At 70.6% G+C, this 26950-nt stretch carries 27 protein-coding genes; 13 read left to right on the top strand and 14 right to left on the bottom strand.

The window, feature by feature from the left end; translation table 11 throughout:
• Positions 1-71 precede the first annotated feature (71 nt).
• Positions 72-1604, top strand: coding sequence for an ABC transporter substrate-binding protein (locus tag INQ48_31640; protein ID QRF63033.1), 1533 nt, complete (start codon positions 72-74; stop codon positions 1602-1604).
• A 99-nt stretch (positions 1605-1703) separates the two neighbouring features.
• On the opposite strand, the gene INQ48_31635 is transcribed toward INQ48_31640, so the two are convergent.
• The 11 genes from INQ48_31635 to INQ48_31585 form a co-directional block, all read right to left on the bottom strand.
• Positions 1704-2528: an ABC transporter ATP-binding protein gene (locus INQ48_31635; protein QRF62114.1), complete on the bottom strand. Its 825-nt coding sequence runs from the start codon at positions 2526-2528 to the stop codon at positions 1704-1706.
• Between the two features lie 4 nt (positions 2529-2532).
• On the bottom strand, positions 2533-3372 hold the full coding sequence (locus INQ48_31630) for an NADPH-dependent oxidoreductase (GenBank protein ID QRF62113.1): 840 nt from the start codon (positions 3370-3372) through the stop codon (positions 2533-2535).
• Positions 3369-4412: an ABC transporter ATP-binding protein gene (locus tag INQ48_31625; protein ID QRF62112.1), complete on the bottom strand. Its 1044-nt coding sequence runs from the start codon at positions 4410-4412 to the stop codon at positions 3369-3371. The genes INQ48_31630 and INQ48_31625 overlap by 4 nt, the downstream gene beginning before the upstream one ends.
• The gene (locus INQ48_31620) at positions 4409-5281 is read right to left on the bottom strand and encodes an ABC transporter permease (protein QRF62111.1); all 873 of its coding nucleotides are present in this window, start codon (positions 5279-5281) and stop codon (positions 4409-4411) included. The genes INQ48_31625 and INQ48_31620 overlap by 4 nt, the downstream gene beginning before the upstream one ends.
• Positions 5278-6297 (bottom strand): ABC transporter permease, encoded by a 1020-nt coding sequence (locus INQ48_31615; GenBank protein QRF62110.1) that lies wholly within the window; start codon positions 6295-6297, stop codon positions 5278-5280. Before INQ48_31615 ends, INQ48_31620 begins: the two co-directional genes overlap by 4 nt.
• Positions 6294-7904 (bottom strand): ABC transporter substrate-binding protein, encoded by a 1611-nt coding sequence (locus tag INQ48_31610; protein ID QRF62109.1) that lies wholly within the window; start codon positions 7902-7904, stop codon positions 6294-6296. Before INQ48_31610 ends, INQ48_31615 begins: the two co-directional genes overlap by 4 nt.
• A gap of 30 nt (positions 7905-7934) precedes the next feature.
• Complete coding sequence (locus INQ48_31605) at positions 7935-9143, bottom strand: SfnB family sulfur acquisition oxidoreductase (protein QRF62108.1); 1209 nt, start codon at positions 9141-9143, stop codon at positions 7935-7937.
• Positions 9140-10522 (bottom strand): LLM class flavin-dependent oxidoreductase, encoded by a 1383-nt coding sequence (locus INQ48_31600; GenBank protein QRF62107.1) that lies wholly within the window; start codon positions 10520-10522, stop codon positions 9140-9142. The genes INQ48_31605 and INQ48_31600 overlap by 4 nt, the downstream gene beginning before the upstream one ends.
• Before the next feature lie 76 nt (positions 10523-10598).
• The gene (locus INQ48_31595; protein ID QRF62106.1) at positions 10599-11510 is read right to left on the bottom strand and encodes a TauD/TfdA family dioxygenase; all 912 of its coding nucleotides are present in this window, start codon (positions 11508-11510) and stop codon (positions 10599-10601) included.
• A gap of 174 nt (positions 11511-11684) precedes the next feature.
• Entirely contained in the window at positions 11685-12185 is a 501-nt protein-coding gene (locus INQ48_31590; GenBank protein QRF62105.1) for a GNAT family N-acetyltransferase, read from the bottom strand.
• The gene (locus INQ48_31585; protein ID QRF62104.1) at positions 12182-12469 is read right to left on the bottom strand and encodes a DUF1778 domain-containing protein; all 288 of its coding nucleotides are present in this window, start codon (positions 12467-12469) and stop codon (positions 12182-12184) included. Before INQ48_31585 ends, INQ48_31590 begins: the two co-directional genes overlap by 4 nt.
• A gap of 210 nt (positions 12470-12679) precedes the next feature.
• Between INQ48_31585 and INQ48_31580 the strand changes: the two genes are divergently transcribed.
• Positions 12680-13171, top strand: coding sequence for a helix-turn-helix domain-containing protein (locus INQ48_31580; protein QRF62103.1), 492 nt, complete (start codon positions 12680-12682; stop codon positions 13169-13171).
• The gene (locus INQ48_31575) at positions 13168-13827 is read left to right on the top strand and encodes a nucleotidyl transferase AbiEii/AbiGii toxin family protein (GenBank protein QRF62102.1); all 660 of its coding nucleotides are present in this window, start codon (positions 13168-13170) and stop codon (positions 13825-13827) included. Before INQ48_31580 ends, INQ48_31575 begins: the two co-directional genes overlap by 4 nt.
• Positions 13828-13831: 4 nt before the next feature.
• On the opposite strand, the gene INQ48_31570 is transcribed toward INQ48_31575, so the two are convergent.
• Positions 13832-14851 (bottom strand): ABC transporter substrate-binding protein, encoded by a 1020-nt coding sequence (locus tag INQ48_31570; protein ID QRF62101.1) that lies wholly within the window; start codon positions 14849-14851, stop codon positions 13832-13834.
• A gap of 226 nt (positions 14852-15077) precedes the next feature.
• Here INQ48_31570 and INQ48_31565 point away from each other — a divergent pair, with 226 nt between their 5' ends.
• The 6 genes from INQ48_31565 to INQ48_31540 are packed head-to-tail and all read left to right on the top strand — an operon-like array spanning position 15078 to position 21339.
• Positions 15078-16268, top strand: coding sequence for an ABC transporter substrate-binding protein (locus INQ48_31565; GenBank protein QRF62100.1), 1191 nt, complete (start codon positions 15078-15080; stop codon positions 16266-16268).
• 49 nt (positions 16269-16317) lie between these two features.
• Positions 16318-18147, top strand: a complete 1830-nt coding sequence (locus tag INQ48_31560; protein ID QRF62099.1) for an ABC transporter permease — start codon at positions 16318-16320, stop codon at positions 18145-18147.
• Between the two features lie 17 nt (positions 18148-18164).
• Entirely contained in the window at positions 18165-18743 is a 579-nt protein-coding gene (locus tag INQ48_31555; GenBank protein ID QRF62098.1) for an OsmC family protein, read from the top strand.
• Positions 18727-19575: an ABC transporter ATP-binding protein gene (locus INQ48_31550; GenBank protein QRF62097.1), complete on the top strand. Its 849-nt coding sequence runs from the start codon at positions 18727-18729 to the stop codon at positions 19573-19575. Before INQ48_31555 ends, INQ48_31550 begins: the two co-directional genes overlap by 17 nt.
• Positions 19572-20417, top strand: coding sequence for an ABC transporter ATP-binding protein (locus tag INQ48_31545; protein QRF62096.1), 846 nt, complete (start codon positions 19572-19574; stop codon positions 20415-20417). The genes INQ48_31550 and INQ48_31545 overlap by 4 nt, the downstream gene beginning before the upstream one ends.
• Before the next feature lie 34 nt (positions 20418-20451).
• A complete protein-coding gene (locus tag INQ48_31540; GenBank protein QRF62095.1) occupies positions 20452-21339 on the top strand; it encodes a VOC family protein in 888 nt (295 codons plus the stop codon).
• 20 nt (positions 21340-21359) lie between these two features.
• Here the strand turns inward: INQ48_31540 and INQ48_31535 are convergent, their stop codons facing one another.
• Both INQ48_31535 and INQ48_31530 read right to left on the bottom strand, forming a co-directional pair.
• Positions 21360-21647, bottom strand: a complete 288-nt coding sequence (locus INQ48_31535) for a hypothetical protein (protein QRF62094.1) — start codon at positions 21645-21647, stop codon at positions 21360-21362.
• A 270-nt stretch (positions 21648-21917) separates the two neighbouring features.
• Entirely contained in the window at positions 21918-22166 is a 249-nt protein-coding gene (locus INQ48_31530; GenBank protein ID QRF62093.1) for a hypothetical protein, read from the bottom strand.
• 173 nt (positions 22167-22339) lie between these two features.
• Here INQ48_31530 and INQ48_31525 point away from each other — a divergent pair, with 173 nt between their 5' ends.
• The 4 genes from INQ48_31525 to INQ48_31510 all read left to right on the top strand — a co-directional run bounded on the left by INQ48_31525 (position 22340) and on the right by INQ48_31510 (position 26928).
• A complete protein-coding gene (locus INQ48_31525) occupies positions 22340-22660 on the top strand; it encodes a hypothetical protein (GenBank protein QRF62092.1) in 321 nt (106 codons plus the stop codon).
• 291 nt (positions 22661-22951) lie between these two features.
• Positions 22952-23635 carry a response regulator transcription factor gene (locus tag INQ48_31520; protein ID QRF62091.1) on the top strand — a complete coding sequence of 228 codons (684 nt, stop codon included), beginning with the start codon at positions 22952-22954 and terminating at the stop codon, positions 23633-23635.
• A 47-nt stretch (positions 23636-23682) separates the two neighbouring features.
• Positions 23683-25455 (top strand): hybrid sensor histidine kinase/response regulator, encoded by a 1773-nt coding sequence (locus INQ48_31515; GenBank protein ID QRF63032.1) that lies wholly within the window; start codon positions 23683-23685, stop codon positions 25453-25455.
• 111 nt (positions 25456-25566) lie between these two features.
• Positions 25567-26928 (top strand): hypothetical protein, encoded by a 1362-nt coding sequence (locus INQ48_31510; GenBank protein ID QRF62090.1) that lies wholly within the window; start codon positions 25567-25569, stop codon positions 26926-26928.
• Positions 26929-26950: the final 22 nt, after the last annotated feature.

Below are 26950 nucleotides of genomic sequence, written 5' to 3'. Positions count from 1 at the left end.
GCAACAAGAACATCGGCGCGCCGCGCCGCCGCGTGCTGGCCGCCGGCGCCGCCGCGCTCTCGGCGCTCGCGCTGCTGGCCGCGCCCGCCGCCTGGGCCCAGCCCCGGCAGGGCGGCACGCTGAACTGGCTGGTCAATCCCGTGCCGGCTTCCATCGTGCCGCTGACGACCACGGCCGGCGGCAACGCCGAGATCGGCCCGAAGATCGTCGAAGGCCTCTTGACCTACGACTACGACCTCAAGCCCAAGCCGCTGCTGGCCACGGCCTGGTCGCTGAGCGCGGACGGCCTGCAATACACCTTCACCTTGCGCAAGGGCGTGAAGTGGCACGACGGCAAGGACTTCACGTCGGCCGACGTGGCCTTCTCGATCCTCACGCTCAAGCAGGTGCATCCGCGCGGCCGCGGCACCTTCGCCAACGTGGTGGAAGTGCGCACGCCCGATCCCCACACGGCCGTGGTGGTGTTGAGCAAGCCCGCGCCCTTCCTGCTGACGGCCCTGGCGGCGACCGAATCGCCGATCGTGCCCAAGCACCTGTACGAAGGCACGGACATCGCGGCGAGCAAGTACAACAGCCAGCCGATCGGCACCGGCCCCTTCGTGTTCAAGGAGTGGGTGCAGGGCAGCCACATCATCCTCGAGCGCAACCCGAACTACTGGGACAAGCCCAAGCCCTACCTCGACCGGGTGGTGGTGCGCTTCGTGCTCGATGCCGCCGCGCGCGCCGCGGCGCTCGAGTCGGGCGCGGCCGACCTGGCCAACGGCACCGGCGGCATCCCGCTGTCGGATGTGGAGCGCTTTCGCAAGCTGCCCGGCGTGGAGATCGACACGCGCATCTCGCCGTACCTCGGCAGCCACCAGCAGATCTACTTCAACCTCGACACGCCGGCGCTGCAGAAGGTGGAGGTGCGGCGCGCGATCGCGCAGGCGATCGACGTGAATGCCTTCGCCAAGACGGTCTGGTACGGCCTGGGCACGCCCTCGGCCTCGCCGATCGGCAAGGGGATCTCGCGCTACCACGATGCGAGCATCCAGCCCTATCCCTACGACCCGAAGGCGGCCGAGGCGGCGCTCGACGCGGCCGGCTTCAAGCGCGGCGCGGGCGGCACGCGGCTCAAGCTGCGCGTGCTCTACAACCCGTTCCAGGAACGGCGCGCGGCCGATTTCGTGCGCCAGTCGCTGGGTCGCATCGGCATCGACGCCGCGGTCGAGAGCTACGACTTCGCGACCTACGTGACCAAGGCCTACACCGAGCGCGCCTTCGACATCACGCTCGAGAGCCTCACCAACCTGTTCGATCCCACGGTGGGCGTGCAGCGCGTGTTCTGGTCGAAGAACTTCAAGGTCGGGCTGCCGTTCTCGAATGCGGCGCACTACGTCAATCCCGAGGTCGACCGGCTGCTGGAAGCGGCGGCGGTGGAAGTGGACGAGACCAAGCGGCGCCAGCTGTTCGTCGACTTCCAGCAGATCGTGCACCGCGACGTGCCTTCGATCGAGCTGGGTGCGAATCCGGCGATCACGGTGCTGGCAAAGAAGGTGCGTGACTACGGGCCGACGGGCGAGCACATTCGGGGGAGCTTCGCGGATCTGTACTTCCAGCCCTGAGGAGACCGTTCATGCCGAGCTTGGCCTGTCCTGAGCCTGTCGAAGGGCCGAAGCACCGCGCGAGGCTTCGACAAGCTCAGCCCGAACGGCTTTTGAGGCTCAGGCGGTCGCCGGAAAGCGCGGCACCGCCGCGGCAAGCTCGGCGGTGTAGGGATGCCGCGGGCGCTCGAACAGCGCCTGCGGCGCACCTTCGTCGACGATGCGCCCCGCGCGCATCACCAGCACGCGCTCGCACAGCAGCCGCACCACGCCGAGGTCGTGCGAGATGAACAGGATCGCGAGGCCGAGTTCGCGGCGCAGCCCCGACAGCAGCGCGAGCAGGCCGGCCTGCACCGAGACGTCGAGCGCCGCGGTGGGCTCGTCGAGGATCAGCAGCTCGGGCGCGGGCGCCAGCGCGCGCGCGATGCCCACGCGCGCGGCCTGGCCACCCGAGAGCTGGTGCGGCCGGCGCGCCAGCAGCTCGTCGCCGAGCTGCACGCGTCGCGCGGTCCGCAGCACCCGTTCGCGCAGCGCGGCGCCGTCGAGCGCCGCGAGCCGGCGCAGCGGATCGGCGATCGCGTCGAAGGCGCTGCGGCGCGGGTCCAGGCTCTCGTAAGGGTCCTGGAACACCATCTGGATGCGATGGCGCCAGGGCGCCTCGGCCGCCTGGCTGGCACGCACGCTGGCCAGATCGATGCCGTCGAACAGCAGCCGGCCCGACAGCGGATCGGCCAGCCGCGCGAGCACGGATGCCAGGGTCGACTTGCCGCAGCCCGATTCGCCGATGAGGCCCAGCGCCTCGCCGCGCGCCAGCGCGAAGCTCACGCCATCCACCGCCGGCAGCCAGCGGCGGCGATGCACCAGGCCGCCCCAGGCCGGCACCGCGGGCAGCGCATGGCGTGCGTGCAGGTCTTCGACGCGCAGCAGCGCTTGCGACTCGCTCATGGGATCAGCGCAGGCCGATGCGCTGCGCGGCCAGCGCCTCCACCAGCCGGTGGCGGCCGCGCAGTTGCGCGGGATCGCGCAGCCGTGCCAGCGAATGGTCGCTCCAGCGCACCGCCGGCATGCCCTGTGAGGCATAGAAGGACTGCATGGTCGCGTCGTAGTGCTTCACATGGCCGACCGTATCGCTGGCCGCATGGCGTTCGTGCGAGAGCACCGCACGCTGCGGCAGCCGCGGCTTGACGGCCGCCGGCCGCGCCGGATCGGGCCAGCCGATGCACAGGCCGACGACGGCGAACACGCCGGGCGGCAGGCCCAGTTCGGCCGCCACCTCCTCGGGCCGGTTGCGGATCGCGCCGAGGTAGACGGTGCCCAGCCCCAGCGATTCGGCCGCGGTCACGGCGTTCTGCGCGGCCATCGCGGCATCGATCACGGCCATCAGCGAGGTGTCGAGGAAGTCGGCGCCCTCGATCGGCACCGCAGCGTCGTCGGCCAGCGTGCGCAGGCGCGCGACGTCGGCCAGCCACACCAGCAGCAGCGGCGCCTCGCGCACCTGGGCCTGCCGGCCCGCGTACTCGGCGATGCGCGCCTTGCTTTCGGGGTCTTCCACGGCCACCACGCTCCAGGTCTGCAGGTTCGACGAACTGGGCGCCGACTGCGCCGCGGCGATCAGCCATTCGAGCGTGCCCGGCGGCAGCGCGCGCTCGGCATCGAAGGCGCGCACCGAGCGGTGGGCCAGCAGGGTTTCGAGCACGGGGTTGGCCGAGGGCGGCGCGGACCGCGGCGATTCGCCGCCGTAGCGGCTGCGAAAGAGCGAGGTCAGGGTGTCGGACGTGGGCTGTGTCATGCGGCGATTGCTTCGGTTGTCTGGTCGACGGGATGTTCGGCGCCGGACCCCGCGGCCGGCGCCAGCGGCAGCCAGCAATGCACGCGGTGCGCGGTGCCTTGCCGCTGCGCGACCGGTGGCTGCATCCGGCAGCGCGCCTCGGCCTGCGGGCAGCGCTCGGCGAAACGGCAGGCCGGCAGGTCGGCGCGCGCGAGATCGGGCAGGCGTCCATCGACGCCGCGCAACGCATCGAGCGTGTTGGCCGATTGCGGTGTGGCGCGCAGCAACTGGCGCGTGTAGGGATGGGCCGCGCCTTCGCGCAGGTGGCGCGAGGGCAGGGTCTCGACCACCTGGCCCGCATGCATCACGGCGATGCGGTCGCAGCGCTGCGCGGCCAGCGCGAGGTCGTGGGTGATCAGCAGGGTCGCCAGCCCGCGCTCGCGCGCGAGGCCGGCCAGCAGGTCGAGCACGCGCGCCTGCGTGACCACGTCGAGGCCGGTGGTCGGCTCGTCGGCGATCAGCAGCTCGGGCTCGCCGGCCAAGGCCAGCGCGATCATCGCGCGCTGGCACTGGCCGCCCGAGAGCTGGTGCGCATAGGCGCGCAGCCGGCGCTCGGGCTCGGGCAGGCCCACGCGCTCGATCCATTCGAGCGCGGCCTGGCGCGCGGCGCGCGCCGACAGGCCGCGGTGCAGCCGCAGCACCTGCTGCAGCTGGTCGCCGATGGTGCGCAGCGGATGCAGCGCGCGGCGCGGACTCTGGAACACGAAGCCGATGCGCCGGCCGCGCAGCGCATCCCAGGCCGCGCGCGCCGGGCGGCCGCCGCTGTCGAGCAGGTCGAGGCCCTGGAAGCGCAGCCGCCGCGCGGCCGCGTCGGCCTGCGCATCGAGCAGGCCCGCGAGCGCCAGCGCGGTCACCGACTTGCCCGATCCGCTCTCGCCGACCAGGCCCAGGGTTTCGCCGGCCGCGAGCTCGAGGCTCACGCGGTCGAGCACATGGACCGCGCCCTGCGCGCCGTGGAAGCGCAGGCTCAGCGCATCGACCTCGAGCAGCGGCGCGCTCATGGGCCGCTCCGGTCGGCGGCGCCGCGCGGATCGAGCCGGTCGCGCAGCGCGTCGCCCAGCAGCGTGAAGCAGCCCACGGCCATGAACAGCGCCAGGCCCGGGAAGCCCGCGAGCCACCACTGGCCGGTGATGATGTAGGGCGCGCCCTCGCTCACCAGCACGCCCCATTCGGGCGTCGGCGGCTTCACGCCGAGGCCGATGAAGGACAGGCCCGCGCCGTTGAGCAGCGCCCAGCCCAGGTTGATCGAGCCCTGCACCGCGAGCATGGGCAGCACGTGCGGCAGCAGCACGCCGAACAGCAGCCGCGCCGGGCCCTGGCCGCCGAGCCGCGCGGCCAGCACGTAGCCGGCGCCGCGCCGCACGCCGACCTCGCTGCGCGCGAGCCGGATGTAGAAGGGCAGGTTGATCAGCGCCGTCGCATAGACGATGTTGATCACCGTGTTGCCCCAGGCCGCGACCAGCGCCATCGCCACCACGAACAGCGGGAAGGCCATCAGCACGTCGACCAGCCGGCCGACCCAGCGGTCGAGCCGGCCGCCGACGAAGCCGCACAGCGCACCGATGGCGCTGCCCGCCGCCAATGACAGCAGCACCGCGCCCGCGGCCATCGAGAGATCGAGCCGCGTGGCCACCAGCACGCGCGAGAACAGGTCGCGGCCCAGCGCGTCGGTGCCGAACCAGTGCAGCGCGCTCGGCGGCTGCAGCCGCGCGGGCACGTCGGTGGCCAGCGGATCGAAGGGCGCGAGCGCGGGGCCTGCGATGGCGGCGAACAGCAGCAGCGCGAACAGCAGCAGGCCCAGCGCCTCGTTGCCGCGCGGGCGCCAGCGCGGCCGCGCATCCGCTTCGAACTTGCCCGGCACCGCGCTCATGCCACGCTCCCCACGCGCGGATCGATGCGCTCGTGCAGCAGGTCGATCGCGAAATTGACCAGCACGAACATCAGCGCGACCAGCAGCACGAAGCCCTGCAGCGGCGCATGGTCGGCCGCCATCAGCGCATCGAGCGCATAGCTGCCGATGCCGGGCCAGGCGAACACCTTCTCGATCACCACGTTGGCGCTCAGCATGTACGAGAACACCATGCCGGCACTGGTGACCACCGGCAGCAGCGCCAGGTGCAGCGCGCCGGCCAGCACGGCGCGTGGCGGCAGGCCGAGCGCGCGCGCGGTGCGCACGGGGTCGCTGCGCAGCACGCCCAGCAGCGACGCGCGCGTGAGCCGCGCCACCGGCGCCAGCGAGAAGGCCGCCATCGCCACGCTCGGCAGCAGCAGCCGCCCGGCCGCGGAAGCGAAGGCATCCCAGCGCAGCGCGAGCGCGGCATCGAGCAGCATGAAGCCGCTGCGCACCGGTGGCGGCTCGATCATCGCGTCGATGCGGCCGGTGGGTTCGGGCGCCCAGCCGAGCAGGAAATAGAAGACGTAGACCAGCAGCAGCGCGATCACGAAGCTCGGCACGCAGCTGCCGCCCACGGTGAGCACGGTGCAGGCGCGGTCCCAGAGCGAGCGCGGGCGCAGCGCGGCTGCCGTGCCCAGCGGCAGCGCCACCAGCAGCGTGAGCACGAAGGCCGCGAGTGTGAGCTCGAGCGAGGCCGGCAGGCGCTGCCACAGGTCGGTCAGCACCGGCTGCCCCGTCGTGTGCGACTGGCCCCAGTCGCCGTGCGCCAGCGCCTGCAGGTAGTGCCACAGCTGCGTGGGCAGCGGCAGGTCCAGGCCCATGCGTGCGCGGATCTGCGCGATCTCCTCGGGCCCGGCGTTCGGCCCCGAGGCGAGGAAGGCCGCGGGGTCGCCCGGCAGCACGTGCGTGAGCACGAAGGTGAAGACGGCCGTGCCCGCGAGCACCGGCACGGTGGCCGCGAGCCGCGAGACGACGCGCCGGGCAAAGCTCATGAACGCGTCAGCGGCCGGAAGTCCACCTGGCCATGGATGTAGTAGGTGAAGCCCTGCAGGTCGGGCTGCAGCGCCGCCTCGAAGGTGGGCAGCCACAGCGGCACCAGCGGCACCTGCTCGAAGGCGATCTCGATCGCGCGCTGGATCGCGAGGTCGTATTTCGCGCGGTCGGTCTCCCAGCGCGCCTGCTCGAGCAGCTTGGCGAGTTCGTCGTTCTTGAACGAACCGAAGTTCCAGCGCCAGTCGCCCTGGAAGAAGATGCGGAAGAAGTAGTCGGGGTCGTTGAACCAGGCCGAGGAGCTGTCGATGAAGAAGGGCAGCTTCTTCTCGGTCTGCAGCGTGCCCCACTGGGCGCTCGGCACTTTCTCGATGCTCAGCGCGATGCCGATCTTCGCCAGCGCCTCCTGGATCAGCAGCGCCGCGGGCTCGGCCAGCGTGGCGTCGCCGACGTTGTAGCTGAAGCTGATCTTGAAGCCCTGCGGATAGCCGGCCTGCGCCAGCAGCTCCTTCGCCTTGAGCAACTGGGTGTCGTAGGGATAGGGCTGCGGAAAGCGGCTGCTCGCGGGCTTGCCGGGCCGGGCGCCATACAGCGCCTCGCCGCGGCCCAGGTTGGCGCCGCGCAGCAGGGTGGTGTAGGGCAGGGCGTAGGCGATGGCCTGGCGCACGCGCACGTCGTCGAAGGGCTTGGCCTGGGTGTTGAAGGCGACGAAGCGGAAGCTGGTCGTGACCGGCACCGACACGACCTTGGCGCGCGTGGTGTCGGTCAGCGCATCGAGGTCCTTGGGCGGCAGCTGCAGCGCCACGTCGGCATCGCCCTTGAGCAAGGCGGCGACGCGGTTGGAGGCCGAGGGCACGACCTGGAACACGGCGCGGCGCAGCTGCGGCGCGCTGCCGCCCTTCCAGCCGTCGAAGCGGGTGTAGACCACCTGCTGGCCCGGCGTGAAGCTCTCGATGCGGAAGGCGCCGCCGCCGGCCTCGTGCGCCTTGACCCACTCGGTGGCCCAGGGATCGGCCGCGGTGGCATGCGACTTCGCGAGCTCGCTGTTGAGGACCGAGGCGAAGCTCAGCGCGAGGTTCGGCAGCGTGTAGCGGTCGGCGCGCGGCAGCGCGATGCGGAAGGTGTGCGCATCCACCACGGTGAACTGCGAGGGATTCTCGAGCGAGCCGGTCGCGAGCTGCCGCTTGCTGGCCGGCAGCGAGACCGCGCGGTCGAGCGACCACTTCACGTCGGCGGCCGTCACCGGCTTGCCATCGTGGAAGGTGGCGTCGCGGCGCAGGAAGAAGGTCAGCGTGCGGCCGTCGGCGCTGGTTTCGAAGCGCTCGGCCAGCTCGCCGCGGAAGCGTCCGTAGTCGTACTTGAAGACGCCCGGCGAGAGTTGGGCGCGGTCGAAGTTGACGAGCCGGTCGTAGACATTGAAGAACAGGCCCAGCGATTCGCGGCTCACGCCCTCGCCGTGCGGGTCCTGCGAATTGGGCGCGCCTTCGGAGAGCACGCGCAGCGTGTCCTTGCGCGCCTGGGCCCAGGCCGACAGCGGCAGGCTGGTGCCGGCGACGGTGCCGAGCGAGAAGGCGGCGCTGCCTTGTTGGATGAAACGGCGACGGTCCATGGTGATGGCTTTCGGAAAGACGAGGAAGGATCAGATCGAGGCGTGGCGTTGCGGGCTGGCACCGTTGAGCCAGTGGTTGCCGACCGCATGCGGCTTCCAGCGCACCGGGTCGTGCACGGTGTGGGTGCGCGCATTGCGCCAGTGGCGGTCGAGGTTGTGCTCGGCCAGCGTGGACTGGGTGCCCGCGAGCTCGATCAGCGCGGTGGCGGCCTCGAGCGCGAACTCGGTGCTCAGCACCTTGGCTTCGGCGACCGCGATCGAGGCCTCGGTCACGTGTTCGGCACCGGGCTCGTCGCGCGCACGGTCGAGCGCGCGGCCCGAGCGTTCGAGCAGCGCCTCGGCCGCATGCTGCTGGATCACCAGGCGGCCGACGCGCGCGAGCGTGAGCGGATCGTCGGCCGCGCGCGCCACGCCGCTGTCGGGCCAGGGCCGCGCGCGCTCGCGCAACCAGTGGTGCAGGTCGGCCATGGCGGCGCGGCCGATGCCGAGGTCGATGGCGGCGTGCAGCACCTGCGCGAACGGGCCGTGGATGGTCGGCGGCTCGAACAGTTGCGCGCGCGGCAGCACCTGCAGCGCGCCGACCGCCACGTTGTCGGCCGTGACGGTGCCGCTCGCGGTGGTGCGCTGGCCGAAGCCGCTCCAGTCGTCGACGACCTCGAGGCCCGGCGCCTCGCGCGCGACATAGACCAGCACCTGCTTGTCCTGCTCGTCCTTGGCCGCGACCGGCACCCAGTGCGCGAACAGCGCGCCGGTGCAGTAGAACTTGCGGCCGTCGAGCCGCAGGCCCTCGGGCGTGGCGCGCAGCCGCGCGGTCACGACCTTGGCGTTGGCGGTGCCGCTTTCCGACACCGCGTTGCCGAAGCGCCGGCCCTCGATCGCTTCGCGGAAGAAGAACTTCTGCTGCTGCGCATCGCCGATCAGCCGCACCGCATCGACCAGGCAGTAGTGGTTCTGCGGGATCTGGCCGAGCGCGGGATCGGCTTCGGAGATCAGCGCCGTGACCTCGGCCAGTGTGGCATGCGAGACCGCGGCGCCGCCGAAGGCGCGTGGCACCGTGATGCCCCACAGGCCGCTGGCCGAGAAGCGCTCGACCTCCTCGAAGGGCAGGCGGCGCTGCCGGTCGCGTTCGGAAGCGCCGGTGGCGAAGTCGGCCGCGAGGCGGCGCGCGATGGCGAGGGCCTCCGCATCGTCGCGCACGACGTGGACCGGGCCGGTGGAGACGGAGGAGGGAGCTGTCATGGCGATGCGGAGGTGCGCCGCCGCACCCCGGTGTGGGAGGACGGCAGCCGGGCGCGGCCCGGGCCGAAGATCTTTTCGCGCCAGCTGCCTTCGGCATAGGCGCGCTTGTGCAGGCCGCGGCGCTGCAGCTCGGGCACCACGAGGTCGACGAAATGCTCGAGGCCCTCGGGGCTCACGGTGCGCACGAGGTTGAAGCCGTCGATGCCGGCCTCGGTGACCCAGGCCTCGATGGTGTCGGCGATCTGTGCGGGCGTACCGACCACGGGCGCATGGCGCGCGCCCAGCGGCATTTGCGCGAGCAGCGCGCGCGGGGTCAGCGGCGCGCCGCCGGGCCCCTTGAGCGAGGCGACCGAGCTCTGGATCGCATCGGCGCTGCCGCCGCCGATGGCGTCGTCGAGGCCATGGCGCGAGAGGTCGTGGCCGATCGCGCTGCTGAACTGCACCAGGCCGGCCTCGGGCTGCGCATAGCGGCGGTACTCCTCGTAGCGCGCGCGGGCCTCGGCCTCGGTCGGAGCGGTCACGACCAGCAGCGTGGTCACGAAACGCACCGCGTCGGCATCGCGCCCGGCCTCGGCGAGCGCCGCGCGCAGCTTGCGCACCACGGCCGCGGTGGCGGCCAGGCCCTGGTTGGGCACGAACACCACCTCGGCATGACGCGCCGCGAAGGCCGTGCCGCGCGCCGAGGCGCCGGCCTGGAACAGCAGCGGCGTGCGCTGCGGCGAAGGCTCGCAGGGATGCACCGCATCGAGACGCCAGCCTTCGCCCGCATGGCGGATGGCGCGCACGCGCGCGGGGTCGGCATAGATGCCGCGCTCGCGGTCGGCGATCACCGCGTCGTCGTCCCAGCTCTCTTCCCAGAGCCGGTAGACCAGCGTCATGAACTCGTCGGCCAGGTCGTAGCGCCGGTCGTGGCCGGTGGCGGCGGCCGCGCCCTGCGCGCGCGCCGAGCTGTCGAGGAAGCCGGTCACGATGTTCCAGCCGATGCGGCCCTCGCTCAGGTGGTCGAGCGTGGACATGCGGCGCGCGAAGGCATGCGGCGCCTCGGCCGCGATGGAGGCCGTGATGCCGAAGCCCAGGTGGCGCGTGACGCTGGCCATCGCGCTCACGAGCACGGCCGGGTCGTTGATCGGCACCTGGATGCCGTGGCGCAGCGCGGCCTCGGGGCTGCCGCCCCAGACGTCGTAGACGCCGGTCACGTCGGCGAGGAACAGGCCGTCGAACAGCCCGCGCTCGAGCGTGCGCGCGAGGTCGAGCCAGTAGGGCAGCCGCTTGTAGTCGGTGGCGCGGTCGCGCGGATGCCGCCACAGGCCGTGGGTCAGGTGGCTGGGCGTGTTCATGTCGAACGCGTTCAGCAGGATGGGACAGCGGGGGAGGGGCATGGCTGGCTCGCGCGCACGCCGCCGCGCGGGGCGGTGGCGCGCATCGCGCTGCGGGTGGGAAGCGCCGGCGGCGGTGTCAGTACGGGCGGCTGCCCGAGAGGCTGATGCGCTTGAGCACGCGGCGCTCGCCGTTGTCGAAGGCGCTGCGCGCATGCAGCGTGGCCTGGTTGTCCCAGTAGACGATGTCGCCCACGCTCCAGCGGTGCGTGTAGGCGAAGCGTGGTTGCAGCAGGTGCTGGCGCAGGCGCGCGATCAGCGCGGCGCCGTACTGCGGATCGACGCCGACGATCTCGACCTCGGTGCGCGCGCCCAGGTAGAGCACGCGGCGGCCGCTGTCGGGATGGGTGCGCACCAGCGGATGCACCTCGAAGGGTTCGAGCGGCGTGATGTCGGGCGTGCGGTAGAGCGGAAAGCCGGTGGTGAGCGGCTTGAGCTTGCGCAGGAAGGGGTTGTAGGTGATGAGCCGCAGCTGCTCGATCTCGCGCTGGGTGCCGGCATCGAGCTCGTCCCAGGCGGCCGCGAGGTTGTACCAGGTGGTGTCGCCGCCCTCCGAGGGCACCTCGATGCCATAGAGCAGCGAGCCCGACGACGGCACCGGCGTCCAGTGGTGGTCGGCATGCGCCGCGAGCTCGTCATGGCCGAGCACGCCGCCATCGACGTTCGACACCCGCACGATGTCGGGCGTGTTGCCGCCATAGGGATCGGAGCCCAGCACCGGCACGTTCGACGGCGGACGGAACACGGCGCCGAAGTAGCTGGCCAGGCGCTCGAACTGCGCGTCGTCGAGCCGCTGCTGCTTGAGCACCAGCACATGCCGCTCGAGCAGCGCCTCCTTGAGCGCACGCACCTGCGCGGCCGGCACCGGACGCGTGGCATCGAGGCCGGTGACCTCGGCGCCGAGCGACGCGTCGATCGCGGCGATCCTGAACGGGACAACGGAAGAAGGTTCGGCAACGGTCGGCCGTTCGGCGGCAAGCACGGAGGACATGGCGTGGGAGCGCGGGCGCGCTGGGTGGAATGGATGCTGCGCCCGATGCTAGGAAAGTTCGCATGGGTTGCATGCGCTCTTTGCGCATGTGGATATGCGAAAAAGAGAGGGAAGGGTGACCGCGCTCACCCTCGGAGGAGGCCGGAATACATCGCAAAGCTTCGGCCCGCGCAATCAGCTTTTCTTGGCGAGCGTGGCGATGGGAAGAACGAAGCTCAGCGGGTTGCTGCTGAAGGGAATGAATCCGTGATGCCTGTAGAACCGGGCCGCGACCTCGTCCTTGGCATCGACGACCAGCGCAAAGACACCCATGCCCGATTGCATCGCGCGCTGCCCCGCATCCCAGAGCAGCGCGGCGCCGAGTTGCCGTCCCTGGAAAGCCAGGCCCACCGCAAGACGGCCGACCCGCGCCACCGGGACCGAGGGATAGCGCGGCAGCTTCCTGGCCATCGGCGCGTCGAGGTCCGTGAGGGGGACGCTGCTGGCGGCGAGCGTGTAGTACCCGGCGATGGCACCCGACTGCTCATCGACGGCGACGTAGCACACGCTCGTGCGGCGGCGCTGGTCCTGCGTCGCCTGCTCTCGCACATACCGATCGAGCGGATCGCTGCCGCATGCAAAGCCGGCACGGTCGTGCTCGGCCCCGAGCACCTCGATGCGGAATCGCCCGGTCACTGCGAAGGGGCGATCAGTTTCCTGTGGGCCTTGGCGGCGCGTGCCATCGCGGGAGGCAGATCGGGCGGCGTCAGCAGGAGGGCGGCGAAGCGCTGCTGTTCCTCCATTGACAGGCGGATGATCTGCATCTGCTCGATGGTGCGGCGCGCCGCTTCCTGCGCGGCGCCGACGAGGAAGTCGCTGACGCTGCGGCCTTCGATCTCGGCCGCGCGGCGGACGATCTCCAGCACCTCCGGCGCAATGCGGGCTTCGACGCGTTCGGTTCGGGGTGGGCTGGTGGGCATGGCAAGAATCTCCTTCGAAAAATGTACGGCGATAAACCGTACATTGTCAAGAGTGATTTTCTCTTTGGTCCTCACGCCCCCCATGCGCACGGTGTGACATTCAGCGGTATGCGAAGAATCCGACCGGCGCTCGCGTGGCTCTTGTTGGCTGTCCTCGAGGCGAATAAAATGTCTAATATTTTTGACATCATCCGGATCCCGAGTCTCGCCATGAACCTGATCGACATCGGCCGCGCGGTACGCGCCAGGCGCACCGAGCTGGGCCTGTCCCAGTCTCAGCTGGCGCACCTGAGCGGCCTGTCGCGTCAAACCCTGGTCGGCCTGGAGAACGGTGCGCTGAGCGACCTGGGCGTCAACCGCGTGGGCCAGGTGATGGCGGTGCTGGGGCTGGACAGCCCCGCGCCGGATACGCTGGCACGGCGCAAGAAGCGAGGCCTGTGGATGGCGGCCAAGACGGCCAGCGTCAGCTACGCGCGCGAACTCGGTCCCGAAGCCCTGGAGAAGGTCCTGGCGAGCGGCGACGTGCCGCCGCCATTCACCGCGCACTTGACCCATCTGCTCGATGAAGCGCCCGTTCCCGTCGTTGTGATGGCCGTTGAGGAAACCGCCTCGCGCGCGCACCTGCCGCCACGGCAGGTCTGGCGCAACGTCGCGAAGCTCGCCGAATCGTTGTCCGTGCATCGGCGGGCGCTGTGGGCATGAAGCAGAGGCCATTGCCCACCGGCCCCTGGGAGGCGTTGTTCCCGCGGGCGCTGACGCTGCTCGACGACATCGGCCGCCACGGCGGCATCGCCGATCCGTTCTGGACCCTCGGCGGCGGGACTGTGCTGATGTTCCGCTACCGCCATCGGCTGAGCAAGGACATCGATATCTTCGTGCCCGATCCGCAATACCTCGGCTATGTCACGCCTCGGTTGAGCGACACGGCGGCGGACTTGACGCAGGACTACACCGAGCAGCCGGGCGCCTTCGTCAAGTTGCAGTTCGAGGAGGGCGAGGTCGACTTCGTGGCCGCTCCCAACCTGCTGCCGGACAAGGCCTGGGAGATCTGGAACATCGGCGGCCGACCGGTGAAGGTGGAGACGGCCGCCGAGATCATCGCCAAGAAGATGTACCACCGCGGCGACCGGGTCACGGCGCGCGACCTGTTCGACCTCGCGCTCGTGATCGAACGCGAGCCTCGAGAGCTTCTGCCGGCAACGCCGTTCCTGCTGCGCCACCGGGATGCCTTTCTCGGCCAGATCCGGCAACCGCATGCCGGCTTGCGCGCCGCGTTCGATGCCATCGCGACGCTGGACTACGCGCCGGGCTTCGAGCACTGTGCGACCACGGCCGAAGAATTCCTGACCGCCCTGTAGCCCCTCAAGCCAGCACGTCCAGCGACACGTGGTTCGCGAACCGAACCACGTCCGTGCTCTTCTTCAGGATCCCCGCATTCCGGAAGTCCGTCGCAAATGCCTCCACCTCGTTGCGCAGCGCCTTGCCCGCCGGATGGTGCTTGTAGGTCAGCTCGGTGAACAGCTTCTGCAGGTCCTCCACCGCCACCTTGGGCGCGTACTTGGCGTAGATGCGGGCCGACTCGTTCGGGTTCTCGGCCACGTAGTCGGAGGCCTGCGCCAGCGCGCGCACGGTGGCGGCGGCGCGCGGCTTGTCGTTGCGCGCGAACTCGCCGCGCGCACCGACGATGCAGCACAGGCGCTCGGCGTACTCGCCCTTGGCGCTGTTGGCGATCTCGGTGAAGACGCCGGGGTTGCGCTTCTCGATCAGGTAGACGTTCGGGTCGCCGTCGGCAATGGCCTGGATCTCGCCCTTCTTCACGGCGATGTCGAGCAGGTCGGCCGGATAGACGCGCCAGTCGACGTCCTTCTCGATGTCGATGCCCTTCTTGGCGAGATGGATCGCATAGAACTGCCGCGCCGGGCTGTTCTGGTCCGACACGCCGATGGTCTTGCCCTTGAGGCTCGCGAGCTCGGTGGTCACGCCGGCGGCCTTGGCGCCCACCAGCCGCAGGCAGCCGCCGTGCACGCTGCCGACCACCTTCACGTCGAAGCCGGCTTCCAGCGGCTTGACCCAGCGGTGGATCAGGCCCACGCCGACGTCGGCCTTGCCGGTGGCCAGTGCCTCGAGCATCTGGTCTGACGATCCGGCCCAGTTCAGCAGCTCGACGTCGAGCCCGTTCTTCTCGAAGAAGCCGCGCTCGAGCGCGACCGGCACGGGCGCGAGGCAGAAGCCGGCCTGGCTCCAGGCAAAGGTCAGCTTGCGCGGTTGCGACCAGGCCGAGGCGCCGAGCAGGGCCGCGGAGCCCACGACGGCGGCGGCGGCGCCGGCTTGAAGGACGCTGCGGCGCGAAGGCGGCAGGCGCAAGGAAAGAGAGTCGGTCATCAGGGCTTCTCCACCGGAATATTCGAAGCGGCGAGTGTCCGAGCGCGGCCGATGCCTATCCAACGAATGTTTTCAGTCATGCATATGTCCGGCCTGCAAGAGCGCGAAGAGCGCGACATGGCTTGCTCGGAAAACGCATATCGCGCAGCGCTTTTTTTCGTTCCAGCGGCCCCGGGCAACGCGAAGAATGGCCGGCCTGATCTTCATGCCCCGGGACCCCAACACCATGCCAACACCGATCTCCCGCCAACGCTTCCTGCACCGGATCGCCGCGCTGTCGCTGGCCGGCGCCGCCTTCGCTCTGTCCGCACCCGTCCTGGCCGCGCCGGCCAGCGGCGAGCCCGTCTGGTTCGGCGTCAGCGGCCCGCTGACCGGCCAGAACGCACAGTACGGCGCGCAGTGGAAGGCGGGCTTCGACCTCGCGCTCGAGCACATCAATGCGCAGGGCGGCATCCATGGCCGGCCGCTGGCCTACAACTTCGAGGACAGCCAGAGCGATCCGCGCCAGTCGGTCGCGATCGCGCAGAAGCTCGTGAACGACAAGCGCGTGCTGATCGAGCTCGGCGACTTCTCGAGCCCGGCCTCGATGGCGGCCTCGCCGATCTACCAGCGCGCGGGCCTGGTGCAACTGGGTTTCACCAACTCGCACCCCGACTTCACCAAGGGCGGCGACTACATCTGGAGCCCGTCGATCAGCCAGGCCGACGCGCAGCCGCTGCTGGCCGATCTCGCGGTCAAGACACTGGGCTTCAAGCGCATCGCGGTGCTCTATCTCAACACCGACTGGGGCCGCACCAGCAAGGACGTGCTGGTGAAGGCCGCGCAGGAACGCGGCGCGCAGCTCGCCATCGCCGAGGGCTACCAGCCCGACGAGAAGGACTTCCGCTCCACGCTCGTGCGCGTGCGCGACGCCAACCCCGACGGCCTGGTGCTGATCTCCTACTACCCCGACGGCGCGCTCATCGCGGGCCAGGTGCGCAGCGTGGGCCTGAAGCAGCCGATCGCGGCCGTGGGCTCGGTCTATTCGCCCAAGTTCATCGAGCTCGGCGGCGCCGCGGTCAACGGCATCCACACCAACACCGCCTTCTTCCCCGAGGAGCCGCGCGCCGAGGTGCGCGACTTCGTGAAGAGCTTCCGCGCCAAGTACGACAAGGAACCCGACGCCTTCAACGCCTATGCCTACGACGCCGTGGTGTACGCGGCCGCCGCGCTGCGCCAGGCCGGCCCCAATGCCGACCGCAAGGCGGTGCGCGACGCCTTCTACAAGATCAAGGACGTGCCCAGCGTGATCTTCGGCAAGGCCAGCTTCGATCCGCAGACGCGCCGCGTGATCGGCGTGAAGAGCGTGAACCTGGTGGTGAAGGACGGCAAGTGGGCGCAGCTCGACGAGAAGGCGGCGCTGGCCTCGACCAAATGAGCGTGCTCGCGCACAGCGCGCCTTTCCGTGAGGAGAGGGCGGTCCTTCGATGAACTTCGGCTCCTTCTTCGACTACACGGTCAACGGCCTGATCATCGGCAACATCTATGCGTTGCTGGCGGTCGGGCTGGCGCTGATCTTCGGCGTCTCGCACCTGATCAACTTCGCGCACGGCTCGGTCTACACCGTCGGCGCCTACATCGGCTGGGCCTCCATCACCTACCTGCACACGCCGCTGCCGGTGACGATCGCGCTGGTGGTGCTGGGCTCGGGCGCGCTCGGCATGCTGATCGAGCGCGTGGGCCTGCGCCCGCTGCAGGGCGCGGCACGCATCGCGCCGCTTTTGGCCACCATCGGCATCAGCTTCGTGCTCGACATCCTGGTGCAGCTGGTCTTCAGCCCCGACCCGCGCGCGCTGCCCACGGCCTTGCCCGACTGGCGGCTGCAGGTCGGCAGCGGCACCATCGGTGCGCTCGACCTGCTGATCGCGGGCATCGGCCTCGCGAGCGCGGCCGTGCTGTTCGGCTTCCTGCGCTTCACCAGGCTGGGCTGGGCGGTGCGCGCCACCGCGCAGGACCGCGATGCGGCGCAGCAGATGGGCGTGGACGTGGACCGCGTGAACCAGACCGTGTTCGCGATCGCGGCCGCGCTCGGCGGGCTGTCGGGCCTGCTGGTGGGCATGTACTACAACAACATCAGCCCCGCGATGAGCTTCCAGGCCACGCTCAAGGGCGTGGTCGCCACCGTGGTCGGTGGCGTGGGCAACGTGCCGGGTGCCATCGTCGGCAGCCTGTTGCTGGGGCTGATCGAGAGCTATGGCGTGGCGCTGCTGGGCACGCCCTACCGCAACCTGTTCGCCTTCGCGCTGCTGCTGGCGATCCTGGTGTGGAAGCCCAACGGCCTGTTCGGCCGCAAGCGCGCGCTGCCGCCCGAGCCGCTGACCGGCACCTTCATCGCACCGAGCAAACCCTGGCACGTGCCGCGCCGATTGCTCGTGGCGCTGTTCGCTGCCGCGGTGCTGCTGCCGCTTTTCGATCCCTCGCCCTATCTGCTGCAGACGCTCACCAACGCCTGGCTCTATGCGGCGCTGGCGCTGAGCCTCACGCTGGTGGCGGGCACCGTCGGCCAGATATCGCTCGGCCATGCGGGGCTGCTGGCCATCGGCGCCTATGCCTCCTCGCTGCTGGTGCTCGACCTGCACCTGCCGGTGGGCACGGGCATCGTGCTGGCGGGCATCCTCACCTCGCTGATCGGCACCGCGCTGATCTTCCCGGCCTTCCGTCTGCGCGGCCACTACGTGTCGATCGCCACGCTGGGCATCGGCGAGATCGTGGCGCTCACCATCCTCAACTGGGAGAGCCTCACGCGCGGGCCGATCGGCGTCTCGGGCATTCCACCGCTGTCGCTGTTCGGGCGCGATGCCTCGTCGAACGGCGCGATCTACTGGGCCTCGTTCGGTGCCATGGTGCTGCTCGCGCTGCTGCAGTGGCGGCTGCTGAACTCGCACCTGGGCCGCACCTTCCGCGCGGTGCGCGAGGACGAGGTGGCCGCGCGCGCCTACGGCGTGAGCCCCGACCGCTACAAGGCGCTGGCCTTCGGCTTCGGCGGCTTCGCGGCCGGCGTGAGCGGCGCCTTCACGGCCCACATGTACTCGTACATCAACCACGAGACCTTCGGCTCGCAGATATCGATCCTGGCGCTCACCATGGTGATCCTCGGTGGGCTCGGGAACATCAGCGGCGCGTTGCTCGGCGCGGTCGCGCTCGTGAGCCTGCCCGAACTGTTCCGCGTCACCGCCGAGTACCGCATGCTGATCTACGGCGTCGCGCTGCTGCTGCTGATCCGTTTCCGCCCGCAAGGCCTGCTGGGCACCGTCTGAAGAAGGAACCACACACCATGAGCCACCTCAACGACTACCTCGCCGAGAAGCGCGCCGCCGTGCTGGCGCGCAATGCCGCCGTCGACGCGGGCAGCGCGCAGCCGCTGCAACTGAAGGCCAGCGTCAAGGCCGAGGGCCGCAGCGGCGTGCGCCGGCTGCGCATCCGCGACCACCAGGTCATCAGCGACAGCCCGCCGAACTTCGCCGGCTACGACCTCGGCCCGAGCTCGCCCGAGCTGCAGCTCGGCGTGCTGGGCACCTGCGTCACGTACATCTTCCTGATCCAGGCGGCCGAGCGGCAGGTGCCGCTGGAGAGCCTCGAGGTCGAGGTCACCGGCATCATCGATCCGCGCGGCGGCAAGCCGGGCCACGAGAGCACGCCGATCTGGCCGCACCAGATCGGCTACACGGTGCACATCGATTCGCCCGCGAGCCAAGCCGAGATCGATGCGCTGTTCGAGGCAGTGGAGCGCAACTGCCCGATCCTCAACCTCCTGCGCAACCCGCAGACCATCCGCGCCGAGGTCAAGCTCGTGAACTCGAAGGCGCAGGCCGCCACCGCGCCGCAGGAAGCGGGCGATGCCATCGCTGCTTGAGATCCGCGGCCTGGTGCGCCGCTTCGGCGGCCTCACGGCCGTGAACGCGGTCGACCTGCACGTGGCCGAGGGCGAACTGTTCAGCGTGATCGGGCCCAACGGGGCCGGCAAGACCACGCTCTTCAACCTCGTGACCGGCCTGGACCGGCCCGACCAAGGGCAGGTGCTGTTCGAGGGGCAGGACATCACGGGCCTGCCCGCGCAGCAGCTCGCCGCGCGCGGCCTGGCGCGCACCTTCCAGCATGGGCGCGTGTTCGCCAACCTCTCGGTGCTCGACAACGTGCTGGTCGGCGCGCACACCCGGCTGCGCGCCGTGAAGCCGCGCGTGGGCGGCGTGCCGGGCCTGGGCGCGCTGGCCGAGCTGGCGCTGGCGCTGGTGCAGCCCGCCGCCGTGCGGCGCGAGGAGGCGACGCTGCGCCAGGAAGCGCTCGAGATCATCGCGCTGTTCGGCGAACGGCTGGCGCCGCGCATCGACCACCCGGCCTACAGCCTCTCGTACGCCAACCGCCGCCGCGTGGAGATCGCGCGCGCGCTCGCGCTCAAGCCTCGTCTGCTGCTGCTCGACGAGCCCACGGCCGGCATGAACGAGAGCGAGACCGCCGAGATGCTCGAGATCATCCGCGGCTTGAAGGCGCGCGGCCAGACCATCCTCCTGATCGAGCACAAGCTCGACCTCGTGATGCAGCTGTCGGACCGCGTGGCCGTGCTCGACGACGGCCGCAAGATCGCCGAGGGCCGGCCCGACGACGTGCGCAACGACCCCGCGGTGATCGAGGCCTACCTCGGCCACCGGCAGGTGGGGCAGACAAAGCCCGAGGCGGTGCCCGCATGATCGCCACCGTCGCCCGCACGGGACTGCCGCCGTCGCCCTTGTGGGGAGACGGCCGCGACGAGGACCATGCCGCGCCGGCCGCTGGTCCCGCGGTCCGCACCGCCGTCCATCCGCTGCTGCAGCTGCGCAAGGTCAACAGCTTCTACGGCCCGGTGCAGGCCCATTTCGACCTCGACATCGAGGTGCGCAAGGGCCAGATCGTGAGCCTGCTCGGCGGCAATGCCAGCGGCAAGTCGACCACCATGAAGATCGTGCTGGGGCTGCTCAAGCCGCGTTCGGGCGAGGTGCTGTTCGACGGCGTCTCGACGCTGGGCCTGAGCACGCCGCAGATCATCCGCAAGGGCATCGGCTCGGTGCCCGAGGCGCGCCGGCTGTTCCCGGCGATGACCGTGCGCGAGAACCTGCTGATGGGCGCCTATGCGCGCAACGACCGCCGCGCGGTGGCCGAGGACCTCGAGCGCATGCTCGAGCTGTTCCCGCGCGTGGCCGAGCGCATCGACTTCCAGGCCGGCACGCTCTCGGGCGGCGAGCAGCAGATGGTGGCGATGGCGCGCGCGCTCATGGGCCGCCCGCAGCTCATCTGCATGGACGAGCCGACCATGGGTCTGTCGCCGCTGTACGTGGACAAGGTGCTCGAGCTCATCGCGCGCATCAATGCCCAGGGCGTCTCGGTCTTCATGGTCGAGCAGAACGCCAGCCTCGCGCTGCAGATCGCGCACCACGGCTACGTGCTGCAGACCGGGCGCATCGTGCTCTCGGGCCCGGCCGCCGCGCTGCTCGACGACCCGCGCATCCGCGATGCCTACCTGGGCGGCGACGGCGCAGCGCGCACCGCCTCCTGAACTTCACACGCCCCCCACGGGAGAACACACGACCATGTCATTGAAACTCGACCACATCGTCATCGCGGTGCATGACCTCGAGAGCGCCATCGCCGACTACACGGCGCTCGGCTTCCAGGTGCTGCGCGGCGGCGACCATCCGGGCCGCACCACGCACAACGCGCTGGTGGTGTTCCAGGACGGCAGCTACTTCGAGCTGATCGCCTGGCGCGCGCCCTCGCCCGAGGAGCGCTGGTGGCAGCTGCTGCAGCGCCACGGCGAAGGCATCGTCGACTTCGCGCTGCTGCCGCGCAGCACCGCGATCACCGTCGAGGAAGCCAAGGCGCGCGGGCTCGCGCTCGACGGACCGCTCGACGGCGGCCGCCTGCGCCCCGACGGCGAACGCCTGCGCTGGCAGACCGCGCGGCCCGCGACGGCCGACCTGCCTTTTCTGTGCGGCGACCTCACGCCGCGCGCGTTGCGCGTGCCCGAAGGCGATGCGCGCACGCATCCCAATGGCGCGCTCGGCGTCGCGAGCCTCGCGCTCGCGGTGCACGATCTCGATGCCACGCTCGAGCGCTACCGCGCGCTGCTCGGCGACGGGCATGGCGAGGTGGCGGTGCATATCGGCGAAGCCGTGGCGCTGCCGGGCAGCGGCGTTCGACTGGCCGTGATCGCGCTCGGCGGCAGCGCGCTGGTGTTCTCGTCGCCGCGCGCGAGCGCCAGGACCGATGCCGCCACGCCGATCGGCCGCGCGGTGGAGCAGCGGCTCAGCGCGCGCGGCGAGGGGCCGTACGCGCTGGTGCTGCACACCGCGGCCACGCCGTCGCCCGAGGCGCCGGACCTCGCGAAAACGCATGGCGCGCTGATCGAATTCGCGCCGGCCGCGCGCGAAGGCGTCGCACGGCGCGCATCGGCGCTCGACAGCCTCGTGGGCGGCTGAGCGGCGCGGGGGAGGGCCGCTTACTTGTCGGCGTCCTTGGCTTCTTCGCCGTCCTCGACCGACTCTTCCTCCGACTCCTCTTCTTCTTCCTCTTCCGATTCCTCGAAGTACTCGGGGATCGGCTGCTCGGCCAGCGCCTTCGCCAGCTGCAGGCGGAACTCGGCCAGTGCCTTGGCCGACTTGGCGATGTCCTTCGCGCCCTGGTCGGCGATCTTCTCGACCAGCAGGGCCGGTTCTTCCGACAGGATGATCTCGATGTAGTGGTCGGCGAGTTCGGCGGCGGCGATGAGCTTGGCGTCGGTGGACATGCGGTGCTTTCAGTGAGGTGGAGAAAGACGCCATCGTGCGCAGCGAAGGTGACGCCGGCACTACATACGCCGGCGCGGGGGTGTCATGCGTGCGTCATCGGCAGCGGCGTCAATGCCCGGGTCCGCAACAAACCGGGCCGCCACGCGCGGCCTCGCGTCACGTCATGAATCCTGGCCATCCACGGCCGACGGCCCGACGAGCGCATCGATCGCCTCGTGATCGAGGCGCAGGCGCGCCGGATCGGAACGTCCTGAGCCGCTCGCGGGGTCTCAGGCGTCGCGGCGATAGAGCGCCCACCGCACCGTGAGGATGTCGGCGGCGATCTTGGCGGCGTTGGCGCCCGCGTAGTCCTGCGTCGGGTCGAACTCGAAGCCCTCGCGGTAGCGCACCACCTGCCCGTAGTCGCGGTCGAACACCATCGGCCCGGTCAGCTCGGCGGGGTCGGTGCCGGACGGCACGGCCATGAATTTCTCGGGATCGGTGACGCTTTGGTAGAGATCGACGCTGAGCTGGGACATGGTTTTTTTCCTCGAGGTCTTGGTCGGGGGAATGATCGGCCCCCGGCGCGGACGGCGGGCAGTCCTCCACCGGCAGGGCGAGTCGGCAATGGCCTACAGAAGACGCACGGTCCGATCGATACGGTGTATCAAGGCGTGGATGACTGCGCCAATTTCTTCGCTGGGGAACAAGCATGCAAGACAACCGGGACGCCGCCTTTGCGGCATGGGTGGGCGCCGAGGACGCGGCCCAGGCGGCCATTCACGTGCTGCACCAGCGAACGCGCGGCGGCCGTACGAAGGTCGCGCCCCAGGAGATCGAGCAGATCGCGCGCCTGCGCAAGGAAGCCGACGTGCGCTTCGCCGCGGTGTGGGGCGTGCTCGGCGCGACTGCTGCCGTGGCCATGTCCGAAGAGGCCTTGCCAGAGCCGTTGCCGCGCGTGGAACGGCCCCAGCGCATCGTGGTGGCACCACGCGCCGCGCAGGCGCAGGCGCTGCCTTCGATCGCGATCTGAGCGCGGGCCGCATTGCGCGGCACTCGTGCGCCGAGCTGTCCAGAAGCGCTATCTCTTCTTGCGTAGATGATCGCGTTCGCGTGGCGAATGAGCCCGCGGAGTGCCGGGATCCTCGATTCGGTCGCTCCTTTTCGACGTACGGCAAGACTGGCGACGACACCAGCGAGCATCGCGCAATATTCCAAAGGGCGAGTCTCTTGCCGACAGCGCCGATCGTTGGCCGCGCGGCAGCGGTCTTCATGACTTTCGTCATTTCGTTTTTCGCTAGAGGCGGCACTAAGATGCCCGCCCATGGCCCACGCCGCACCCCTGTCGCCGCATGCCGCGCCCTTGCTCGTCGAAGCCTCGATGCCGCTTCCGGCGCGCGGCATCCTGGTGGTCGACGACCATGAGCTGGTACGCCTGGGTCTGCGCGCGCTGCTGCTGGCTGAGACGGGCAGCGTGCCGGTGTACGAGGCGCGCTGCCTCGCCGATGCCCTGCACCTCTATGCGCTTCATGCGGCCTCGCACCCTCTGGTGCTGCTCGATCTCGACCTGCCCGATTCGCAGGGGCTGGACACGCTGGTGCGCTTCCGGCGTGCCTTCCCTTCCTCGCCCGTGATCGTGCTCTCGGGCAAGGACAGCCATGCGCTGATGCACGGCGCGATGGCGCTCGGGGCGCAGGCCTTCCTGCCCAAGACCGGCCACCTGGGCGAGGTGCTGCGCTACGTGAGGGACAACGACCTGATCGGCCTGCCGGCCCGGCCGTCGACGACCTCGAGCAGCGCGCCCACGACGACGGCGCGCGCCGAATCGCAGCCGCAGCTCAATGCGCGCCAGGTCGAGATCCTCGACTGGCTGCTGGCGGGCAAGTCGAACAAGGAGATCGCGCAGCTGTCGCACCTGACCGAGGGCACGGTCAAGAACCATGTGTCCACCTTGCTGCTGCTGTTCGGCATGCGCTCGCGGGCCCAGCTCATCAGCAGCCTTCGATAAGCTCTTCGCGCCATGCGGCCTTCGATGGAGATGCCCGCATGGTCGCGATGACCGAAGCGCCTCCACCAGAACTGGCCCGGCGGGTGTTGCGCGAACAGGTGGCGGCGGTGCATGCGAACGCGCCGGCCGCCTATCTCGCGGACCTGCTCACGGCGCAGGCGCTGGGCATCGGCCTGTTCGTGGCCACCTGGCGCTGGCAGGTACTGTTGTGGATGGCGCTGCACCTGGCGTTGACGCTGCGACGCGCCTACAGGCGCTACCGGCGCAGTCCCGACGCGGCCGAGCATCCAGAGTACTGGGCGCGCTTCAATGCGCGCAACGTGCTGCTGCGCTCCTGCGTCTGGGGCCTCGCGCCTTGGCTGTGCGTGCCGCCGGGGCGCAATCTCGGGCTCTGGGTGATGGTCATCGTCATGATGATGGGCGGCTGCGCCGGCGGTGCGCTGTCGCTGGCGGTGCTCAAGCGCAACATCCCGCGCTTCATCGTGCCCAGCATGGCGAGCCTGACCCTTGCGCTGGCCTGGCGCGGCGACACCGTGCACCTGTTCCTGGCCACCGGCTGCCTGCTCTACATGTGCGTGATGATCACCTTCGCGCTGCAGCACCACCGGCTGCTGACGGCCTCGCTGACCATGCGCTTCGAGAAGGAGGCGCTGGCCGAGCAGCTGAGCCACCAGATTGCCGCGACCCAGCGCGCCAGCGAGGAGAAGACGCGCTTTCTCGCCGCGGCGAGCCACGACCTGCGCCAGCCGCTGCATGCGATCGCGCTGTTCGGCGCCGTGATCGAGAAGAAGCTGCAGGGCAGCGAGGAATGGGACCACGCGGTGCGGCTGATGGATGCGGTCGGAACGCTCGGCGATTCGCTCGACACGCTGCTCGACATCTCGCGGCTCGATGCCGGCGAGGTGGCGCCGCGGATACGGCCGGTCGAGCTCAATCCGCTGTTCCTCGCGCTCAACAACGTGTTCGCGGCGCGGGCGGCCGGCAAGGACCTGCAGCTGCGATTGCGCGCCACGCCGTGCTGGGTGCTGAGCGACCCGCAGCTGTTGCAGCGGCTGCTCTCCAATCTGGTGGACAACGCGCTCAAGTACACACCGCGCGGCGGCGTGGTGGTGGCCGCGCGCGCGCGCGGGCCGCTGGTGTGGATCGACGTGCGCGACACCGGCATCGGCATCGCGCCCGAGCACCTGGGCCGCATCTTCGACGAGTTCTACCAGGTCGGTAATCCGGGGCGCGATCGCGCGCAGGGGCTGGGCATCGGCCTGTCGATCGTGCAGCGGCTCTCGCGCCTGCTGGCGCATCCGCTGCAGGTGCATTCGCGACCGGGGCGCGGCAGCCGCTTCCGCATGGTGTTGCCGGCGGTGTCGGCCTCGGGTGTCGCGCCCGCCATCGCACGCGCGGATGCCGTGTTGCTGCTGCCGCGGCGCGTGCTGTTGATCGACGACGAAGCGCCGATCCGCCAGGCCGTGACCGGGCTGCTGCAGGCCCATCGCGTGGCCATCGACGCGGTGGCCAGCGAGGCCGAAGCCGAGGCCGTGCTGGCGCAGGCCGCGCAGGGCGGCTCGCCGGTCGACGTGCTGCTGTGCGACGTGCGGCTGGCCGATGGCGCCGACGGACTGGCCGCGGCGCAGCGGCTGCGCGCGCGCTTCGGCCCCGGCCTGCGCGTGCTGCTGATCACCGGCGAGACCGCGCCGCGGCGGCAACGGCAGATGCACGACGCCGGCCTGCAGGTGCTGCTCAAGCCGGTGGCCGCCGACAGGCTGCTGCAGGCCCTTGCGGCACCCGCGCGGCACGAACCGACCACCGATCGCGCGCACGGCTGAACGTCTTTTTTCGTGCCGAAGGTCGATGACCTTCGACACTAGATCGCAGGGGTCGCGATCCCTACCGTGGAGGCCTTCTCATCCACTCGCTTGAAAGAAGGAAGGCCTCTCATGAACACCCGTCTTGCCGTTTGCCGTGCCGTGCGCACCCCGGTCGCGCTGCTGACCATGAACCTCGTGCTGGCGGCCTGCGGAGGTGGCGGCGGTGGCGGCGGCTTCGCCGGCTTCCCGGTCGCTCCCGCACCCGCACCCGCGCCTGCCGCGCAGACACCCCCGCCGGCACCCGCTCCGGCCGCGGCCTCGATCACGACGCAGCCATCGAACACCACCGTGGGCCAGGGCGTTCCCGCCACGCTGAAGGTGCAGGCCGCGCATGCCACGGCCTACCAATGGCAGCGCAGCACCGACGGCGGCGCGCACTGGAGCGATGTGGCCGGTGCCACCGCCGACAGCTTCAGCACGGCCGCCAGCCAGTTGGCCGACAGCGGCCAGCAACTGCGCGTGCGGGTGACGGGCGCCAGCGGCAGCGTGACCAGCCGGGCCGCCACGTTGACGGTCAAGCCCTGGGTCGCCACCGTGCTGGCGACGACGGGCGTGAGCTACAGCAGCCCCTACCAGCTCGCGCTCGATGCGAGCGGCGCGAAGCTCTACGTGGCCATGGGCGGCAATGGCTCGGTCTACCGGATCGACACCGCCAGCGGCAGCGGTGCCGAGGTGACGCCGGGCGCGACGATGAATGCGCCGGCGGGCCTGGCACTGGCGGCCGACGGCACGCTCTACGTGAGCGACCAGCATCGCATCAGCAAGATCGCGCCCGGCGCCACCACCGCCAGCACCTGGGTCGGCGGCGGCAGCAGCGGATTCGCCGACAGTCCGGCCCCCGTGATGTTCAGCAATCCCGTCGGCATCGCGCTCGACGGCGCGGGCAACCTCTTCGTGGCGGACACGGAGAACAAGCGCGTGCGCAAGGTCGCCGCCGACGGCACCACGAGCACGCTCGCGGGCGACGGCACGCAGGCCTATCTCGACGGCGTCGGCACGGCCGCGCAACTGGCGAGGCCGCAGGGCCTCGCGCTCAGTCGCGACGGCAAGACGCTCTACGACACCGACACCGACAGCCCCTGCCTGCGCAAGATCGACGTGGCCAGCGCCACCGTGAGCACGCTGCTGGGCGATTGCGCCAACGGCAACGCGGGCGCGGGCGTGGTCGACGGAACGGCGGCAACGCCGGCCAAGCTCGGCTATTCGTACGGCGTGGCGGTGGATGCGCACGACAACGTGTTCCTGACCCATGCCTGGGACGGCGTGGCGCGCGTGGTCACGCCCGCGGGCGAGATCAGCACCCTGCAGGACGGCAGCGGCGTGCCGATCGCCTTCAACTTCCCGATCGGCGTGGCGGTGGCCGCCGACGGCACCGTCTACGTGGGCGCGAACCACGGCAACCAGATCCTCAAGCTCACGCTGGCGCCCTGAGGGCGCAGGAGGCGTTCTCCGG

This window comes from Variovorax paradoxus (genome assembly GCA_016806145.1).
Taxonomy (GTDB): domain Bacteria; phylum Pseudomonadota; class Gammaproteobacteria; order Burkholderiales; family Burkholderiaceae_C; genus Variovorax.
Note: the sequence above shows the minus strand (reverse complement) of the source record. Positions and strands in the feature narration are given on the sequence as shown.